This is a genomic window from Epilithonimonas bovis DSM 19482 (assembly GCF_900108115.1).
GTDB lineage: Bacteria > Bacteroidota > Bacteroidia > Flavobacteriales > Weeksellaceae > Epilithonimonas > Epilithonimonas bovis.
The window spans coordinates 34,398-51,578 of the sequence record NZ_FTPU01000003.1; the positions used below are offsets into that span (position 1 = coordinate 34,398).

The window sequence follows — 17,181 nt, forward strand, 5'->3', positions numbered from 1 at the left end:
TAGAATGTTTTTTTTGTAAATTTGTAACATTAGGTTATAACACTCTTGCCAATCTTTATTTAGTTAGAAATAATGGGAAGTGTGAGAGGTAAATTCAATATCAGATGATTGAAAGAATTAGACTGGAAAGTCTGCGCGATAAAGTTACAACAGCTGAGAATGCGGCGCAGATAATCAAAAATGGTATGGTGGTAGGTACCAGCGGTTTTACAAAAGCCGGAGACAGCAAAGCTGTTTTACCAGCCTTAGCCGAAAAAGGTAAGACAGAAGATCTTAAAATTACGCTCATGACAGGCGCTTCTTTGGGCCACGGGACAGACGGCAAGTTAGCCGAGGCTGGCGTATTGGCTAAAAGAATGCCTTTTCAGGTAGATCCCATCCTAAGAAAAAAAATCAACGAAGGCGAAATCCTTTTTATCGATCAGCATCTTAGCGAAAGTGCGGAGATCCTGCACGGCAAAACCAAGCTGGATGTCGCGATTATCGAGGCTGCTTATATTGACAGGGACGGGAGCATTGTTCCGACAACATCAGTAGGAAACTCGGTAACTTTTGCCGCCATGGCCAAAAAAGTCATCATCGAAATTAATACGCAGGTTCCCGAGGAAGTTTATGGTATCCACGATATTTACCAGGCAGAAGATTACCCTCACAGAAACGTTATCCCTATCGTTGCCCCGTGGAACAAAATTGGCCGTAAAACCATTCCTGTAGATCCTGATAAGATAGAGGCGATTGTTTTTACCAACGTCAAAGATAGTCCTGCTGACATCGCAGAACCCGATCACAAGACAACAGCCATTGCCAAACATATTCTCCGATTTTTCGAAAATGAAGTAAAAGAAGGTCGCCTTACAGACCGTTTGCTTCCTTTGCAGGCAGGCATCGGTAAAGTGGCGAATGCGGTTTTGACAGGTTTTAAACACAGTAATTTTTATGACTTAACCATGTTCTCCGAAGTTCTTCAGGATAGTACTTTTGATTTGATAGATGCCGGCGTTTTAAGTTTTGCATCAGCTTCATCGGTAACCGTTTCTAAGGAATGTTACGAGCGTGTTTTTGGTAATCTTAGCAAATACAGAGACAAATTTGTTCTCCGCCCTCAGAATATTTCAAACACGCCAGGGCTTATCAGAAGATTAGGGATTATCGCTATTAATACAGCGATTGAATTTGATATTTATGGCAATGTCAATTCCACCCATCTTGTCGGAACCAAAATTATGAATGGTATTGGAGGATCAGGCGATTTTGCCAGAAATGCCTACCTGAGTATTTTCGTAACACAAGCCGCTTCCAAAGAGAATAAAGTGTCACACGTACTGCCGATGGTTTCTCATACCGATCATACCGAGCACGATGTTGACATCCTGGTAACTGATGTTGGTTTAGCAGATCTCAGAGGGCTTGCGCCACGGGAAAGAGCGCAGACCATTATAGACAATTGTGTGCATCCGGATTATAAAGAAGAATTGCAATCCTATTTTGACCGTGCTTGTAGGAGAGGCGGCCACACGCCACATTTGCTGGAGGAAGCCTTCAGTTGGCATATGCGGTTTTCTGAAACCGGGACAATGAAAAAAGATAAATAATATAATAAGAGAGCTGTTTGTAAAATCAGCTTTTTTTGTGTTAATTTAGTTATGTTTTTTAAAAAACTAACAATCGTTAGTTAGTTTGGTAAAAATGTTTATCTTGGCTTTGATCATCATAAAATAAAAAAGTCCAATGTCAACACTCACTTTTGCCGAGAAAATCGCACAAGCCGAAAATTTTCTCCCGATCAACGGAACAGATTTTATAGAGTTTTATGTGGGAAATGCCAAGCAAGCCGCCCATTTTTACAAAACGGCGTTCGGTTTTCAGTCGGTTGCGTACGCTGGCCCGGAAACCGGCGTCAGAGACAGAGCATCTTATGTTTTACAGCAAGGGAAAATCCGACTGGTGCTGACTTCCGGGCTCAAATCCGACTCACCGATTTGCCAGCATCAACAAAAGCACGGCGATGGGGTTAAGGTCTTGGCGCTTTGGGTAGATGATGCAGAAAAAGCCTTTGAAGAAACCACAAAACGTGGCGGAAAAGCTTACCTGGAACCACAAACTCTGACCGACGAATTTGGTGAAGTGAAGATGTCTGGGATTTATACTTACGGAGAAACTGTTCACATGTTTGTGGAGCGCAACAATTACAGCGGCGCATTTATGCCCGGTTTCGAAAAATGGGAAAGTGATTACAATCCTTCGGATGTTGGGTTATTATATGTTGACCATTGCGTGGGAAATGTCGGCTGGGACAGGATGATCCCAACGGTTGAATGGTATGAGAAAGTGATGGGATTTGTCAATATCCTTTCGTTTGATGACAAACAAATTAATACAGAATATTCTGCACTGATGTCAAAAGTGATGTCCAACGGAAATGGTTATGCCAAATTCCCGATCAACGAACCAGCCGAAGGCCAAAAAAAATCCCAGGTAGAAGAATATCTGGATTTCTACGAAGGAGAAGGCGTTCAGCATATTGCGGTGGCCACCAAGGATATTGTGAAAACAGTAACAGAACTCAAAAACAGAGGTGTGGAATTTTTGTCACCGCCGCCGGAAGCTTATTACGAGATGATCCCGGAGAGGGTAGGAGATATTGATGAGGATATCAAAAAACTTCAGAATTTGGGGATTCTTGTGGATTGTGACGAGGAAGGTTACTTGCTTCAGATTTTTACAAAACCTGTGGAAGACCGTCCAACTTTGTTCTACGAAATCATCGAGCGGCACGGTGCGCAAAGCTTCGGAGCCGGGAATTTCAAAGCACTTTTCGAAGCCTTGGAAAGAGAACAGGAGAGACGGGGTAATTTGTAATTCCATATATTTTTTAAACATCAACCCTTTCTGAGTTTCAAACTCAGAAAGGGTTTTCAAATTCTTTTTATATTTCAAAATAAATTAAACAATGAAATCCTTTATAAACTATCCTTCAGACTCCGATTTTTCGATTTATAATATTCCGTTTGGCGTTTGTGTTTTCAATAAAGAATATATTGCTAATGCAACGCGGATTGGTGATATTGTTATTGACTTGGCAACATTATTTGACCTTGGCTATTTTGAAGATATCAAAGGTTTGAGCGACAATGTTTTCGAAGGTTACACGATTAATGAATTTATAGAGCTCGGTAAACCGGTGACCAATCAGGTTCGTGAAAGAATTCAGGAATTGCTGTTGGAAGATTCTTTATTATCGAAAGATGAGAGAGCTTTGGAAGAATGTTTTTATAATTTGGATGAAATCCAGATGATGATGCCTTTGCACATCCCAAATTACACCGATTTCTACAGCAGTATCCAGCACGCCACCAATGTAGGAATGATGTTCCGTGACCCCGCGAATGCATTGTTGCCAAACTGGAAACATCTGCCGGTTGGCTATCACGGGCGTGCGTCGTCTATTGTTTTGTCAGGGATTGATATTACAAGACCTTGCGGACAAATCAAACAGATTGATTCTGATCAACCAATATTCAGCGCATCAAAACAACTCGATTTTGAACTGGAAATGGCTTTTGTGTTGAATAAAAATACAGATTTAGGAGAAAGGATTTCTGTTTCCGAAGCAGAAGATGCAATTTTTGGGATGATGATTTTCAATGATTGGTCGGCGAGAGACATCCAAAGCTGGGAATATGTTCCGTTGGGTCCATTTTTAGGGAAAAACTTCGGTTCGTCCATTTCGCCTTGGATTGTAACTTTGGAAGCTTTGCAACCATTTAAAACTCAATCTCCAAAGCAAGAACCGGAAGTTTTAGATTATTTGAAATTTGAAGGTGATCAAAATTATGACATCAATCTTCAAGTTTATCTAAAACCTCAAAATTCAGAAGACAATCTGATCTCTGAGAGCAATTACAAATTGATGTATTGGAATATGTTTCAGCAATTGGCGCATCACACGGTGAATGGCTGTAATGTGGAAGTTGGTGATGTTTATGCCAGTGGGACGATCTCGGGAGAAGGTGAAAAATCCTATGGTTCTATGCTGGAACTGACCTGGAGAGGAACAAAACCTTTGCAACTGAAAGACGGAATTGAAAGAAAATTCATAGAAGATGGCGATACTGTGACAATGAAAGCCTGGTCAGAAAAAGATGGTATCCGGGTTGGTTTTGGGGAAGTGACTGGGAAGATTTTACCTGCCAATTATTAACCACAAAAGTCACAAGAGTTTTATTTTTAATATTTAAGTTCAGAAAAGGATGATTACTCAAGCTTATATTACAGATTTGACTTATACAATAAATGGAGCTTGCATCGAAGTTCACAAAATTCTCGGTCCAGGATTATTGGAAAGTGTTTATCATAAGTGTTTGGAAGAAGAATTTAGACTAAGAAATATTAACTTTCAGTCTGAGCTGAAAATTCCAATAATTTATAAGGGAAAAGAAATAAACTGTGAATTTTTCTGTGATTTTCTAATTGAAGACTTGATCGTTCTTGAACTAAAATCTGTTTCATCAATTACAGATATTCATAAAGCTCAGATTATCAATTATATTAATCTTATGAAAAAACCAAAAGGAATTTTAGTGAATTTTAACGTTAAAAACTTGTATCACGATGGTCAAGAAACTTTTGTGAATAAATATTATGAAACCTTGCGTTAAACCAATTCATTAAAAATACTTTGATTGTCGAAACTTTTGTGTGCTTTTTACTAATTCAATATTAAACCTAATAAAAAACTTTTATGACTTTTGTGGTTAAGTCTATAACTCCTTCCGATATTTCTGCAATGCAGCTTCAGCAAGTAATGCAAACTGCCATTGCGCCGCGGCCAATTGCTTTGGCAAGTACGATTAACAGCAAAGGAAAAATCAATCTTTCGCCGTTCAGTTTCTTCAATATGTTCAGCACGGTTCCGCCGGTTGTGATTATTTCGCCTTCCAGAAGAGTCCGAGATAATACGACGAAACATACTCTTGAAAACTTGAAAGAAGTCCCGGAATTGGTCATCGGTAATGTTAATTTCGAGATGGTTCAGCAGGTTTCCCTGGCCAGTACAGAATACGAAGACGGCGTGAATGAATTCCTCAAATCCGGATTAACAATGAAACCTGCCGCCATCGTAAAACCACCTTTGATTGCTGAATCTCCCGTTAATTTCGAATGTAAAGTTCTCGAAATTAAATCTCTTGGAAATTTTGGCGGAGCCGGGAATCTTGTAATTGCAGAAATTGTTAAAATTCATATCAATGAAAAATACCTGGACGAAAACGGGAATCTTGACCAGAAACAATTGGATCTGGTAGCGAGATTGGGAAGTAATTTCTACTCCAGGAATAATGAGAATAATATCTTCGAAGTGCCTAAACCGCTGGTTACAAAAGGGATTGGTTACGACAAATTGCCTTATGAAATCAAATCCAGCGATATTTTCACAGGGAACGATTTGGGAATGCTGGCCAATGTAGAAATTTTGCCCATTGGTGACTTTTCTTCGGAAAAAGATGTACATTTAGTGGCACAAAAGTTTTTGAAAACTAACGAAATCAAAAGAGCCTGGGAAATTCTTAAACTTTGAAAAACTAAAAAAAGCCAAAACTAAACTATGAGAAGGGCGGTATATCATGCCATTATCAGTATCCTGATTTTGGTAATTCTGGTATCTGTTATCGGTGTGCTCAGTACTTATGTAAGCCTGAAATACGAAACCGGGAATCCGAAAGATTGTATCTCTGTCGTTACCGGCAGAGATCTTTGCCTGTGGATGAAGACTCAAAAAATTATCATTATTGCTTGCCTGATTGTAGTGACCGGAATGGTGAGTTTTAGAAATAAATTATTAAAAAGTTAGAAAAAAATCTACTTTTCTCTATTGATTTTAATGGGATTTTGGCGTGTGTCGAAAATATCAACGATTTCAATCCTATTCCTTTCTTTATTAAACCAATAAATTATTTTGTAATTTTTGGAAACCAAATATCTGAAATTTTCTTTTCTGTCAGAGAGTAAATCTTCTTTTTGTCCTATTTTGATTTGAAAATCTAAAATGTTTGTTTGTTCAATAATTTCGGTAATCAATTTTTGAGCAATTTTAGGGCTTGCTTTTAATTTATAATAATCGTAAATATTCCTTAACTCTCTTTTAGCGAATGCTGTCCAAAATATTTTCATTACCAATGTTTGATTTCAGAAAGCAGTTCATTTGATTCTGTTACTTTATCGTTTTTAGAATCTTCTAATGAAACGTCTATGCGGTAATTTAATTCTTCAATCGTAAATGGGTTCAATTCTTTCTCAGATTGTTTGGCTTTTTTCAATAGTTTTTCGAATTGAGAAATTAATTCCTCGCTTTGAAGATTCATAAAAGCCTGAACAAATTCTATTTTTCTCGATTCGATATTCATTTTCAGTATGTTTTAATCAAAATTACAAATTAATTTTTAATCAATATCAAATTGTTTTTAAACCAATTTCTCCCCATCCGCGCTCACAACCTGCGCTTTATAAAGGACAGAATAATAACCATTCTTAGCCAAAAGTTCGTCGTGTGTTCCTTCTTCCACGATCAGTCCGTGATCCATCACGATGATTTTGTCCGCTTTTTCTATAGTAGAAAGCCGGTGCGCAATGATGATTGACGTTCTGTTTTTGGTGATTTTTTCAGTCGCTCTTTGGATCAATTTCTCACTTTCCTGGTCAATGGATGAGGTCGCCTCGTCCAGAATCAGGATTTTAGGATCAGAAAGATAAGCCCGCAAAAATGACAGCAATTGTCTCTGCCCAAGGGAAATAGAAGAGCCTCTTTCACTCACGACGTAATCATAATTCCCGGGTAACTGCTCGATAAAATCATCCACTTCAATCTCGTGTGCTGCTTTTTTGACGTCGTCCAGAGTAATGCTTTCATCACCCAAAGTCAGGTTTTCAAAAATGCTGCCGTGGAAGAGGAAAACATCCTGCAAGACAACGCCAATGTGGCTCCTCAGATTATACAATTCATAATCCCTGATGTCCACATCGTCCAGCAATATTTTTCCTGAATTGATATCGTATAATCTGGTTATGAGACTGATGATTGTCGATTTTCCGGCTCCGGTTGCGCCAACAATGGCGACAGTTTCGCCCGGATTAACCTTGAAATCGATACCTTTCAGTACTTCCTGCTTGTCGTCATAGGCAAAATGAACATCTCGGAATTCTATTTTCCCATCAAAATGGTCTTTGGCAATGGTTCCGTTATTGGGCATCGCCTGATCTTCGTCCATCACACCAAGAACTCTTTCCGCGCCTACAATTCCTCTCTGGATATTATTGAATCTGTCCGCAATCTGCCTCAGCGGCCGGATCAGCATATTAATAAACTGGATAAAAGCAATGATAACACCCGGCGTAGATTTGATAAAACCGCCGTAGAACAGGATGAATCCAATGAAAAGCGACGAAATCAATTCGACTACCGGGAAGAATAATGAGAAAATGAACACCGTTCTCAACAGTGCTTTTTTCAACTCAATATTGATATGGTCAAATTTTGAGAACTCAGCTTCTTGTCTGTTAAAAACCTGTATCAGTGGCATGCCTGCCAAACGTTCCTGTACAAAACTGTTTTGTGTCGCTGTCCAGCTTCTTTCCAGCCCAAAAGCAACCTTCAGTTTTTTCTGGAAAACCCTGGTGATCACCACCATTATGGGTAGAATAGCCAACGAAATCAAGCTAAGATGAGTATCTACCTGAAACATGGCAAACAGGACCATCACAATCCTAAGAATATCGCCAAAAACCATCAGGAAGCCGTCTGTATAAACTGTGGCAATGGTCTCAACATCGCCAACAGCTCTGGTTACCAGATTTCCGATCGCGGTTTTATCAAAAAAAGCGGTTTTGAAGTAAATCAATTTATGATAAAGCCTTTCCCGGATGTCCCTAATTACATTCTGAGAAATAAAATTGGAGAAATAAACCAGAAAAAAATTGAGAATAGTCTCTGCAACTACCAAACCGATCAGCAGATAGATATGTTTCATCAGCTGGGCTTTATCCTTCAGTTGCACAATGTCTATATCAACTACATTTTTCGTTAGAATCGGGCGATAAGTGGAAACAATAGCTAAAACGATAGAGATAATCAGGGTGAGGATAAACCACGAACGGAATTTCATCCCAATCAGAAATAATCGCTTTACTATATCCCAGGTATTTTGTTGTTTCATCTGTTTTGGTTAATTGTTCTAAGTTTATTCCGGTATCTTAATCAAAAGATATTGGCTAGAGTTCCTTTATTACACTTAGAATTCAGCAGATTTTTCCTAAATCGAAAAAAAATCTTTGCAAAAATAAGATTTTCAAAATTGAAATGCTGAGTCAGTCATTTAAATATCAATTAAAAGTCATAGCCGACATCTACCAGGAAAAGACCCTGTGCAGGTGCGGAAACACCAGCTGAATTCCGGTATTTTTCTTCGATAATTCTTCGCAGATCCTGAGACGCAATTTTTCCGGTTCCAATCTCTACCATCGTTCCCACAATGGCGCGTACCATATTTCTCAGGAAACGGTCAGCAGAAATCGTAAACCGCAGTTGATTTCCCAATTGTTCCCATTCTGCTTTATAAATTTTGCAGATATTGGTCTTATTGTCGGCATGCAGTTTCGCAAAACTCGTGAAATCATCATACTCAAAAAGGATTTTGCAGGCCTCGTTCATAAGGTTGATATTCAGAGTTTCTTGGCGCCAGTATTGCCAGCTGGAGTCTTTTGAAAACGGATTTTTTTCCAGGGAAATATAATATTCGTAAGTCCGGTAAGTTGCACTGAACCTGGCGTGCATATCATCATCAACTTTAAAAATTCTTTTAATCGCGATGTGTTCTGATAAGAATGAATTGAGTTTATAAATCAGGTTTTCGGGAAGTAGCTGATTGGTTTCAAAATGGGCAAACATTTTTTTTGCGTGTACGCCGGTGTCCGTTCGCCCGGCGCCGGTTGTTTTGATCGGCTCCCGAAGAATGGTGGATAAGGCTTTTTCCAATTCCTCCTGCACAGAAATCTGTTTGGGCTGGATCTGGTAACCAAAATACGCGGAACCGTTGTAAGAAAACTCTATAAAATATCTCATCTCAGGCGCAAATTTCTTCTTTTTTTTTCAATTATTAAAGTAAGTCATAGTTTAATCACAAAGAGGTAAAATTTGAGAATGATAATTCAACTTTTTTAATTACCAAATCCTTTATTGTGACTGAAAGGGCTTTTTAATTTTAGATGATCCGGCTGTACGATAAACTAATAGTAATTCGTAATTTTGTACATTATAAAAATAGAAGAATGATGAAACAAACGCCTAAAAATAGACTCTCTCAGCCATCGGAATTTATAAAAATGATGGTTATTATTTTAGTTTTTGTTTCCGTTTTTCTTTTTAGTAAAAAGATTTCAGAAGAGCAGATTATTGTGAACCTGATCGTTTTACTGATACTTTTTTTTATTCTGCAGTTGGTTTTTGTGGTGATGTATAAAAAAGGCGTAAGAAGCGGGGCTTTTTGGTTGCTTATTCTCATTATATTAGCCGGTTTAGCGGCTGGCATAACCATCTGGTATATGCTGCAACCACAGCAGATTATCATCCATTAAAATCGAAAATTAATAATGAAAAGGATTCTACTTCTCTCAGACACCCATTCTTACATCGATGACAGGATTCTCGATTATGCTAAAGATGCGGATGAAGTCTGGCATTGCGGCGACTTTGGGAATATGAATGTGATTGAAGAGCTCGAGAAAATCAAGCCTCTGCGCGGTGTTTATGGCAATATTGATGACGCTAAAATCAGGACTGTTTTCCCGGAAGTCTTGAGTTTCAGATGTGAAGAAGTCGAAGTATTGATGATTCATATCGGAGGATATCCGGGGCGTTATTCACCTTTGGCAAAGCAGGAGATTGCAGAGAAAAAACCAAAATTATTCATCTCCGGACATTCTCATATCCTGAAAGCTATGTTTGATAAAACCAATAACCTGCTGCATCTTAATCCCGGTGCGTGTGGCAAATCCGGCTGGCACAAAGTAAGGACCATGATGCGTTTCACAATCAATAAAGATGAAATCAAAGATCTGGAAGTTATCGAATTAGGAAGTCGGGTTTGAGCGTTTTAGAATTAAAGAGTTTTTGAATTCTTTATTCATTTATAAATCATCATTTATCAATTATAATTAAGGATGAAAGTTGGAGATTTAGTTTCTGTCATTGATGACAATCTGAAAGGAAAAGTTCTGAATATTATTGCCAATCAGGTGAAAATAGAGGACGAACACGGCTTTACCTATAATCTCAACAAAGAGCAATTAACGATTATTGATTCCGGTTTATATGAGAATGTTCCCGTAATCACGAAAAAGGAACCTGCTAAAATCACTTCCAAAAAGCATAATAAGGCGCCTTTGAAATTGGATCTTCATTTTAATTTCCTTGTCAAAGATCCGTCAGGTTATGATGCCTTCGAAAGGCTGATGATCCAAAAAGAAAAACTATTGGAAACCATCGATTTCTGCCGAAAAAACCATATCAAAAATCTACAGGTTATCCACGGCATAGGCGATGGTGTATTGCAAAAAATGGTCTATGATGTTCTGGAAGGTCTTACAGGTGTAGAATATGATAGTGACGGATTTTTCTACCATCAGTCAGGGAAAGTTGATGTACGTTTTTTATAAATATCAATTCAAATTGACATTCTCCGGTGCATTGGCCCACAGAAGAAACTCCCCGCCCAGGTTTTGCATTATTTTTTTCCAGAGGTTTTGGTCATTCGGCATGGTATAATCCAGATTATAAACATCCACAATAGTCCACATTTTGTTCTGTAGTTCGCTTTCCAGCTGCATCGCGCCCCAACCGGAATATCCCGAAAAAACCTTGATGTCATTGATGCTTATTCTGCTTTCTACAATAGATGTAACCACAGCATCTATATCTTCTGTCAGGTAAAAATCATCATTGATTTCAGAATAATTCGGGGTGATTTTTTGGCCTTTCAGGATGAAGAACACTTTATCATTTTCCATAGGACCACCTTCATACAGCTCTACAGGAAAACCAAATATATCCAACAGCCTGGAACTCATATTCAGGTTTTTTTTGTTAAGAATCAGGCCAAAAGCACCATTTTCGTTATGCTCTGTTATCAAAACCACAGAACGGGAAAATATATCTCCCGAAGAATCCGGAGTTGATATTAATATTTTACCTTTGTAGGAGTAATTCATATATCAAAGCTATAAAAAAATATTTTTTTTGAAAAATGAAAATGCGAAGAATTGTGGTTAAAAATTCAAATCCAAACATTTTTTTAGCAACTTAATTGACCTGAGTTAAGACGCAGCATTTGGATAGTCGAGTTTTTTGAAAATATGATTTCTGCTTATGTCAACTAAAGAGATTCATGTTTCATAAAAATTATAGCGACATTGTTCTACAGTATATAATTTAGTTTACATCACCCCATCATACCATGAATAGCGAAAACCTTCACGACAAAAGAAAAGTGTACAACAAATCTCAGCTTATTGAAAGCGAAGTTAGAGAAAATCCTATGGAACAGTTCCGCGATTGGTTTCTGGAGGCGGAAGAACATCCTGAGATTACCGAAACCAATGCCATGGCCATTTCTACCGTAGAAGATGACGGATGCCCGAGGACGCGGATGGTCTTGCTGAAGGCTTATAACTGGGAAGGTTTTGTTTTTTATACCAATTATGGCAGCCGCAAGGGCCGGGCAATAGCTGAAACACACAAAGCGTGCCTTCATTTTTTCTGGCCAAGCCTGGAGCGGCAGATTATTATCAAGGCCAACGTAGAAAAAATTGCAGGTAATCTAAGCGATGGTTATTTCCATTCCCGCCCAAAAGGCAGTCAGTTGGGGGCTGTGGTTTCGCCACAAAGCCAGGTGATTCCCAATCGGGATTATCTGGAAGATAAACTCAAACAATTAGAAAAAGAATACGAAAACAAAGAAGTGCCGAGACCGGATAACTGGGGCGGCTATATTGCAAAACCTTACGAAATCGAATTCTGGCAAGGCAGGCCAAACCGTCTTCATGACAGGATTTTGTATTCTTTGACAGAGGATTTTGACTGGGAAATTACAAGACTGGCGCCTTAGATTTCACAAGTGCATATTTATCAGGTTCTTGAAAAGAATTAATATTATAGAGGTCATAAGATATTTTCATATCACCAAATATTCTTTATTAAAAGGATTTCTGACTATTTTTAATTCTCGCAGATTATTCCGATTACGCTGATGCTAAATTTACAATCTGTAAAATCAGCCTTATCAGCGAGAATATTACATTTTTTTAGTTTTAAATTAAGCTATGACGTCTATAAATATTTAAAACTAAAAGTTTTATTGTGAGTCTTTTATCTACAAAGTCGATTTATTAACAACTTTTATAATTATTTTAACTCATTTTTAACTCGTGTTTTTCGTTATTTGTTTGTAATAACAATGTAAACAATTAATTATGAAAAATGTATTGAGAATCATCAGCGTGTTGTCACTGGGTGTTCTATTATCCTTTAGTTTGTTGAACACGAAAAAAGTGGTGGTTATTGACGCAGGCCATGGCGGAAAAGATTATGGTATCAATCGGGATGGCTTTGTGGAAAAAGACATCGTTTTGCAGGTCGCTAAAAAAATTAAAGAACTTAACAAAAATCCCAACCTCGAGATTATATTAACCCGTGATGATGATACTTATCCAACGCTGTCTGAGAGGACAGATCTTGTAAACAAGATAAATCCCGACCTTACACTTTCGCTTCATATCAATAGTGTATTAAAAGCTGATTCGGAGAAAAAAGGGGCTGAAGTCTATTATAAAGATAATGATGCTTCTAAACAGTTAGCTGAGAAACTGTCAATCAAATTCAGTCATTGCCCGGTGAAAACACAGAAACTTCATATGCTGAGAATGTCCAATAATCCTGCACTCTTGCTGGAGCTTGGTTTTGCCAACCAAAAAGATGAACGCGAATACCTGGCCAGTGAAAAAGGACAAAATGAAACAGCAGAGAAAATTTTGAGTTTCCTGAACGAAAATTAGTATACTGATTATTGATTACGCCAGAGGCTTCGGTTCTTTGAGCTTTTCGTCATAATCATGCAGCAGGTTGTGCTCGGGCGTCTGTTCTATGGCGTGCATGATTTTGTCAAGGATTTCTGTTGCCGATTCGTTATCATAGTCGATATCCAGTGCCGGTTTGAACTCCATTGTTGGTTTTACGCCGGTTACTTTTATCTTAAGGCCTTTTTTGTCAAAAGCTCTGCGGAAGCCGTTGATTTTGATGGGAATTACAATTGGTCTCTGATTTTTGATCAGTTTGGCGGTACCTTTTCTGCCTTGCGCATATGCTGAAGTTGTCCCCTGCGGAAAGGTGATGACCCAACCGTTGTCCAGAGCTTTCATAATATTTTCAACCTCTGTAAGGTCCACCATACGGTTGACATTTTTACCTTCTGCACGCCAGGTTCTTTTCACGGTCACGGCCCCGGCAATTTTAAAAATCCTTGCCAAGATCCCTTTGTTCATGGTTTCTTCTGCTGCAACATAATAGAAATCCACTTTTGGGTTTAGCAGATAAACCGGATTTTTAATCGTGTTATGATAACCGTTGTTCACAGCGCAAAATGCGTGATACATGGCAGCAACATCAGCAAAATAAGTCTGGTGATTTGACACGAAAAGAACATTGGTGTCCGGCAGGTCGGTCAGGTTTTCGGTTCCGGTAATTTTAAGTTTGTTAAAACCATTAAACCGTCTGTAAGAAACCAATCCAAGGATGAAAATAATAAGTCTTTTGAGGACATAGATATTGCCAAAAGAATCGGTGAATATATTTTTTTTTGCCATTGATAATCAATTATTGATTTTCTGAACAGAAAATCTCTGCAAAATTAAACATTTTTTAACAAGTTACTGAATTCACTTAAAATCATTGCGGTTGCACCCCATACAATATAACCGTTAAAATCGATAACAGGAACTTCATGGCCTCTGGTAGAAGGCAGTACAAGCATCTTTGGCTGGTCGGGAAGACCTAATAATGATGCGATGGGGAACTCTATCAGTTCAACAGCTTCGGTTTCCTGCAAAAAGAATTGTGGATTTTTCTTGGTGTACGAAATAAAAGAATGCACGTAGAAATTGCTTGGCGGGATATAGATGGGCGACATCTCGCGGATGATTCTCACATAGTGCATATCAATGCCCAACTCTTCTGAAGTTTCGCGTTTTGCCGTAAAAGAAAAATCAGGATCTTCTTTCTCCCGTTTTCCGCCTGGCAGCGAGATTTGCCCACTGTGTCTGTCATTCTCATTAATGCTTCTGACGATTAGGGGAAAATGCCATTCATTGTCTTTGAGATAAAGTAAGATATTGACAGCTGCTAATTTGGGATTTTTGGTCAGGATATCTTCATAACTGTACACGGGACGATACGGCGGCGAATATATTTTGTGGGCATTTTCCCCTAATAATTCCGCTTTTCTGATATCTGTAAGTAAGTCTTTTCCAAAGATTGGCATATCTCAAATATACGAAAAATCAAAAGATTTATTATCGCTAATTGGCAAAAATTATAAACCAATAGTTATAAAAAAGCCAATGCCTTAACATTGAAAATTGGCAGTTATAAGATTCTTAAAGTGAAATCCCTCTTCCCGCATAGAAATCCAATACCTTTATACTGAACAGATAATTGTATTTGGCTTGAGCAACAGAGCCTTGTGCATTAGCATAATTATTTCTGGCGATATTGACGTCATATATGGTGGAACGTCCGGCTTCATAACTTTTCTCAGCAAAATCCAAAGCCAGTTTTGTGCTTCTTTCAGCTTCAACTGCTGCAATATAAGCTTCATAATTAGAATCTGCATTGAACTGTGCCTGCTTAATATCCTGCTTCAGTTGCAGTTTCTGCTGATCCAGATTATTCTTGGCAATCACTTCATTAATTTTGGTTTGCTCCACCTGAAGTTTGGTGATCCCTTTGTTGAAAATCGGGATGTTAGCGGATAAGCTGAGCTGTTGTCCAAAGTTATCACTGTATTGCTGGGTAAAATTTCTTTCAGTGATTGGGATAGCATTACCTGCGGCATCTATGTTATAGCCAATTGTATTTTTATTCAGAAGATTGTTGTAAAAACTTCCGATACCGGCAGTAGCACTGATGGTAGGCCAAAAGTTGGTTTTCACCACTTCGGTTTGGGCTTCTGCAGATTTTATTCTCGTTTCGGCCGCTTTTACAACCGGCTGATTTTCATAAGCGATATTAATAACCTCTTCTACAGATTCTGTCTGAGGCTGCAAACTGTCCGGGACAGGAATATCCACCACGTCAAAAGTCCTGTAGTCTGGCAGTTGCAGAAGTTGCGCCATAGCAAATAATGCTTTGTCCACATTGATTTGCGCCGTTTTTACATTCTGTTTTTCTCTCGCCAGAGAGGCTGTTGCTTCTGCCAAGACCGTTTGAGTTGTGGTGCCTACTTCGGTGGTTATTTTGGCGCGGTCGTACAGTTTTTGGGCATTTTGCATGGCGCTTTCAGAGATTTTTTTGATCTCTCTGTTCAGCATCACATTCAGGTATTGTTGCGCAATCTGCAGGGCAATATTATTTTTGATGGTTTCTATATCCTGCAGGTTAGCTTCCAGGTCATAACTGGTTTTACGCACTGTTTTCTCCAGCCTTCCGTTGTTATAAACCAAAATACTGGCGCTCACATTAGCACCGTTATAGTAACTGTCGTTGCGGATGCTGCTTGTTCCCACAAGCGTCTGTCCAAAATTGGCATTGTTGGAGATTGTTCCAGAAACCGAAGGCAGATACTGTCTTTTTGCCATGTCCAGATTTTTGGCCTGCACATCTTTGTTGTAGGTCTGCGCCTGGATTTGCAGGTTATTTTTAATGGCGTAATCCACACATTCCTGAATGGTCCATTTCTTTTGGGAAAATCCCAAAATCCCTACAGACAAAAGCGAAATACAGAAAACCTTTCTTAGCATAACAGAAAATTTATATACAATAAGACATCATAATTATAGAAATGTTACGCTTACAAGAAAATTTATTTGGGCGTGTCCCTTTGTTTTTCCTTCACCCTAAGTCAATGGAAAGGAACTTAGATAGAGGAAAAAACAAGCGGGCCGGTCTGCGGGCAGTCGCTTTTTTGTTTTCAGTCGCTTGGGTCGTTTAATAAACTTTGAGAAGAAAAACAAAAAGAGCTCCGACAATGCCCTTCGCCCTCACGCATTGGCAAGCCTTTAAGCTTTTTCCCCTCAGTTCTTTTCTGATTAATTATTTTTTATCATTTAAATTTTAATAATCTTTGTAACATATCGTTATTCCGCTTTACTTATCATCTAAAATCCCGCACATGTCTCATCCCATTCTCAAAATAGAAGATCTTAACAAATCCTATGACACGGGGAAAAGCAAACTCCACGTGCTGAAAGGGATCAACCTTACGATCAACCAGGGTGAGTTTGTGTCTATTATGGGAAGTTCAGGTTCGGGGAAATCAACTTTGCTTAATATCATTGGCATTTTGGATGAGGCGGACTCCGGCGTTTATGAGCTGGACGGTTTTCCTATAAAAAATCTGACCGAGGTAAAAGCCGCCGAATACAGGAGCCGCTTTTTGGGTTTTATTTTCCAGTCATTCAATTTGATTAATTATAAAACGGCATTGGATAATGTGGCTTTGCCATTGTATTATCAAAATGTTTCGCGAAAAGAGCGTACAAAAAAAGCAGAAGAATATTTGGAGAAAGTGGGATTGCGCGATTGGGCAGAGCATCTGCCCAGTGAACTCTCCGGTGGGCAAAAACAGAGGATTGCCATCGCCAGAGCGCTGATTACAGACCCAAAACTGATTTTGGCCGATGAACCGACAGGAGCTTTAGACTCCAAAACCACGCACGACATTATGAAGCTGCTTCAGGAGATTAACAACGAAGGCAAAACCATCGTAGTGGTAACCCACGAGCCCGATGTAGCCGCACAAACCAAAAGAAACGTAGTCCTGAAAGACGGCCGAATAGAAAGTGACGAATTTATCAATCAAATTGTTTTATAAAGCTGGATGATGGAGGTCGGATGACGGAAATCAATCAACTGAAAAATAAAGT

Annotated in this window: 20 protein-coding genes; 12 read left to right on the forward strand and 8 right to left on the reverse strand. The window is 38.7% G+C overall.

Translation table 11 applies throughout. The features are described from left to right. The first annotated feature begins 104 nt into the window (after window positions 1-104). The 6 genes from B0B05_RS01805 (at window position 105) to B0B05_RS01830 (ending at window position 5,848) form a co-directional block, all read left to right on the forward strand. The gene (locus B0B05_RS01805; protein WP_076781796.1) at window positions 105-1,592 is read left to right on the forward strand and encodes a succinyl-CoA:acetate CoA-transferase ScpC; all 1,488 of its coding nucleotides are present in this window, start codon (window positions 105-107) and stop codon (window positions 1,590-1,592) included. A 136-nt stretch (window positions 1,593-1,728) separates the two neighbouring features. After that, window positions 1,729-2,859, forward strand: coding sequence for a 4-hydroxyphenylpyruvate dioxygenase (gene hppD / locus B0B05_RS01810; protein ID WP_076781797.1), 1,131 nt, complete (start codon window positions 1,729-1,731; stop codon window positions 2,857-2,859). 91 nt (window positions 2,860-2,950) lie between these two features. Then, the gene (fahA, locus tag B0B05_RS01815) at window positions 2,951-4,201 is read left to right on the forward strand and encodes a fumarylacetoacetase (protein ID WP_076781798.1); all 1,251 of its coding nucleotides are present in this window, start codon (window positions 2,951-2,953) and stop codon (window positions 4,199-4,201) included. A gap of 49 nt (window positions 4,202-4,250) precedes the next feature. Further along, the gene (locus B0B05_RS01820) at window positions 4,251-4,658 is read left to right on the forward strand and encodes a GxxExxY protein (protein WP_076781799.1); all 408 of its coding nucleotides are present in this window, start codon (window positions 4,251-4,253) and stop codon (window positions 4,656-4,658) included. A gap of 83 nt (window positions 4,659-4,741) precedes the next feature. Continuing rightward, window positions 4,742-5,575 (forward strand): flavin reductase family protein, encoded by an 834-nt coding sequence (locus B0B05_RS01825; RefSeq protein ID WP_076781800.1) that lies wholly within the window; start codon window positions 4,742-4,744, stop codon window positions 5,573-5,575. A 27-nt stretch (window positions 5,576-5,602) separates the two neighbouring features. Beyond that, a complete protein-coding gene (locus tag B0B05_RS01830; protein ID WP_076781801.1) occupies window positions 5,603-5,848 on the forward strand; it encodes a hypothetical protein in 246 nt (81 codons plus the stop codon). A gap of 8 nt (window positions 5,849-5,856) precedes the next feature. On the opposite strand, the gene B0B05_RS01835 is transcribed toward B0B05_RS01830, so the two are convergent. From B0B05_RS01835 to truA, 4 genes are all read right to left on the reverse strand, one after another. Then, complete coding sequence (locus B0B05_RS01835) at window positions 5,857-6,168, reverse strand: type II toxin-antitoxin system RelE/ParE family toxin (RefSeq protein ID WP_245799165.1); 312 nt, start codon at window positions 6,166-6,168, stop codon at window positions 5,857-5,859. After that, window positions 6,168-6,401, reverse strand: coding sequence for a hypothetical protein (locus B0B05_RS01840; RefSeq protein ID WP_076781803.1), 234 nt, complete (start codon window positions 6,399-6,401; stop codon window positions 6,168-6,170). The genes B0B05_RS01835 and B0B05_RS01840 overlap by 1 nt, the downstream gene beginning before the upstream one ends. Window positions 6,402-6,458: 57 nt before the next feature. Then, on the reverse strand, window positions 6,459-8,207 hold the full coding sequence (locus B0B05_RS01845) for an ABC transporter ATP-binding protein (RefSeq protein WP_076781804.1): 1,749 nt from the start codon (window positions 8,205-8,207) through the stop codon (window positions 6,459-6,461). Between the two features lie 170 nt (window positions 8,208-8,377). Beyond that, window positions 8,378-9,112, reverse strand: a complete 735-nt coding sequence (gene truA, locus B0B05_RS01850; RefSeq protein ID WP_076781805.1) for a tRNA pseudouridine(38-40) synthase TruA — start codon at window positions 9,110-9,112, stop codon at window positions 8,378-8,380. Window positions 9,113-9,318: 206 nt separating this feature from the next. Between truA and B0B05_RS01855 the strand changes: the two genes are divergently transcribed. The 3 genes from B0B05_RS01855 (at window position 9,319) to B0B05_RS01865 (ending at window position 10,704) form a co-directional block, all read left to right on the forward strand. Then, complete coding sequence (locus B0B05_RS01855) at window positions 9,319-9,624, forward strand: hypothetical protein (protein ID WP_076781806.1); 306 nt, start codon at window positions 9,319-9,321, stop codon at window positions 9,622-9,624. Window positions 9,625-9,639: 15 nt separating this feature from the next. Then, window positions 9,640-10,137, forward strand: coding sequence for a metallophosphoesterase family protein (locus B0B05_RS01860; RefSeq protein WP_076781807.1), 498 nt, complete (start codon window positions 9,640-9,642; stop codon window positions 10,135-10,137). A 72-nt stretch (window positions 10,138-10,209) separates the two neighbouring features. Beyond that, a complete protein-coding gene (locus B0B05_RS01865) occupies window positions 10,210-10,704 on the forward strand; it encodes a Smr/MutS family protein (protein ID WP_076781808.1) in 495 nt (164 codons plus the stop codon). Between the two features lie 3 nt (window positions 10,705-10,707). Here B0B05_RS01865 and B0B05_RS01870 read toward each other — a convergent pair whose 3' ends face one another. Next, a complete protein-coding gene (locus B0B05_RS01870; RefSeq protein ID WP_076781809.1) occupies window positions 10,708-11,256 on the reverse strand; it encodes a YqgE/AlgH family protein in 549 nt (182 codons plus the stop codon). A 245-nt stretch (window positions 11,257-11,501) separates the two neighbouring features. On the opposite strand from B0B05_RS01870, the gene pdxH reads away from it, so the two are divergent. Together pdxH and B0B05_RS01880 are read left to right on the forward strand one after the other, a co-directional pair. Next, a complete protein-coding gene (gene pdxH, locus B0B05_RS01875) occupies window positions 11,502-12,152 on the forward strand; it encodes a pyridoxamine 5'-phosphate oxidase (RefSeq protein ID WP_076781810.1) in 651 nt (216 codons plus the stop codon). A 364-nt stretch (window positions 12,153-12,516) separates the two neighbouring features. After that, a complete protein-coding gene (locus tag B0B05_RS01880) occupies window positions 12,517-13,098 on the forward strand; it encodes an N-acetylmuramoyl-L-alanine amidase family protein (RefSeq protein ID WP_076781811.1) in 582 nt (193 codons plus the stop codon). Between the two features lie 15 nt (window positions 13,099-13,113). Here B0B05_RS01880 and B0B05_RS01885 read toward each other — a convergent pair whose 3' ends face one another. The 3 genes from B0B05_RS01885 to B0B05_RS01895 form a co-directional block, all read right to left on the reverse strand. Then, on the reverse strand, window positions 13,114-13,905 hold the full coding sequence (locus B0B05_RS01885) for a lysophospholipid acyltransferase family protein (protein ID WP_076781812.1): 792 nt from the start codon (window positions 13,903-13,905) through the stop codon (window positions 13,114-13,116). A 44-nt stretch (window positions 13,906-13,949) separates the two neighbouring features. Beyond that, the gene (locus B0B05_RS01890; protein WP_076781813.1) at window positions 13,950-14,579 is read right to left on the reverse strand and encodes an NUDIX hydrolase; all 630 of its coding nucleotides are present in this window, start codon (window positions 14,577-14,579) and stop codon (window positions 13,950-13,952) included. Between the two features lie 115 nt (window positions 14,580-14,694). Next, window positions 14,695-16,056 carry a TolC family protein gene (locus tag B0B05_RS01895; protein WP_076781814.1) on the reverse strand — a complete coding sequence of 454 codons (1,362 nt, stop codon included), beginning with the start codon at window positions 16,054-16,056 and terminating at the stop codon, window positions 14,695-14,697. Between the two features lie 383 nt (window positions 16,057-16,439). Here B0B05_RS01895 and B0B05_RS01900 point away from each other — a divergent pair, with 383 nt between their 5' ends. Further along, window positions 16,440-17,129 carry an ABC transporter ATP-binding protein gene (locus B0B05_RS01900; protein ID WP_076781902.1) on the forward strand — a complete coding sequence of 230 codons (690 nt, stop codon included), beginning with the start codon at window positions 16,440-16,442 and terminating at the stop codon, window positions 17,127-17,129. Window positions 17,130-17,181: the final 52 nt, after the last annotated feature.

Bases quoted from the DNA above. Each gene is read 5' to 3' on its own strand.
- B0B05_RS01805 (WP_076781796.1), top strand. From the start codon at position 105: ATGATTGAAAGAATTAGACTGGAAAGTCTGCGCGATAAAGTTACAACA.
- hppD (WP_076781797.1), top strand. From the start codon at position 1,729: ATGTCAACACTCACTTTTGCCGAGAAAATCGCACAAGCCGAAAATTTT.
- fahA (WP_076781798.1), top strand. From the start codon at position 2,951: ATGAAATCCTTTATAAACTATCCTTCAGACTCCGATTTTTCGATTTAT.
- B0B05_RS01820 (WP_076781799.1), top strand. From the start codon at position 4,251: ATGATTACTCAAGCTTATATTACAGATTTGACTTATACAATAAATGGA.
- B0B05_RS01825 (WP_076781800.1), top strand. From the start codon at position 4,742: ATGACTTTTGTGGTTAAGTCTATAACTCCTTCCGATATTTCTGCAATG.
- B0B05_RS01830 (WP_076781801.1), top strand. From the start codon at position 5,603: ATGAGAAGGGCGGTATATCATGCCATTATCAGTATCCTGATTTTGGTA.
- B0B05_RS01835 (WP_245799165.1), bottom strand. From the start codon at position 6,168: ATGAAAATATTTTGGACAGCATTCGCTAAAAGAGAGTTAAGGAATATT.
- B0B05_RS01840 (WP_076781803.1), bottom strand. From the start codon at position 6,401: ATGAATATCGAATCGAGAAAAATAGAATTTGTTCAGGCTTTTATGAAT.
- B0B05_RS01845 (WP_076781804.1), bottom strand. From the start codon at position 8,207: ATGAAACAACAAAATACCTGGGATATAGTAAAGCGATTATTTCTGATT.
- truA (WP_076781805.1), bottom strand. From the start codon at position 9,112: ATGAGATATTTTATAGAGTTTTCTTACAACGGTTCCGCGTATTTTGGT.
- B0B05_RS01855 (WP_076781806.1), top strand. From the start codon at position 9,319: ATGATGAAACAAACGCCTAAAAATAGACTCTCTCAGCCATCGGAATTT.
- B0B05_RS01860 (WP_076781807.1), top strand. From the start codon at position 9,640: ATGAAAAGGATTCTACTTCTCTCAGACACCCATTCTTACATCGATGAC.
- B0B05_RS01865 (WP_076781808.1), top strand. From the start codon at position 10,210: ATGAAAGTTGGAGATTTAGTTTCTGTCATTGATGACAATCTGAAAGGA.
- B0B05_RS01870 (WP_076781809.1), bottom strand. From the start codon at position 11,256: ATGAATTACTCCTACAAAGGTAAAATATTAATATCAACTCCGGATTCT.
- pdxH (WP_076781810.1), top strand. From the start codon at position 11,502: ATGAATAGCGAAAACCTTCACGACAAAAGAAAAGTGTACAACAAATCT.
- B0B05_RS01880 (WP_076781811.1), top strand. From the start codon at position 12,517: ATGAAAAATGTATTGAGAATCATCAGCGTGTTGTCACTGGGTGTTCTA.
- B0B05_RS01885 (WP_076781812.1), bottom strand. From the start codon at position 13,905: ATGGCAAAAAAAAATATATTCACCGATTCTTTTGGCAATATCTATGTC.
- B0B05_RS01890 (WP_076781813.1), bottom strand. From the start codon at position 14,579: ATGCCAATCTTTGGAAAAGACTTACTTACAGATATCAGAAAAGCGGAA.
- B0B05_RS01895 (WP_076781814.1), bottom strand. From the start codon at position 16,056: ATGCTAAGAAAGGTTTTCTGTATTTCGCTTTTGTCTGTAGGGATTTTG.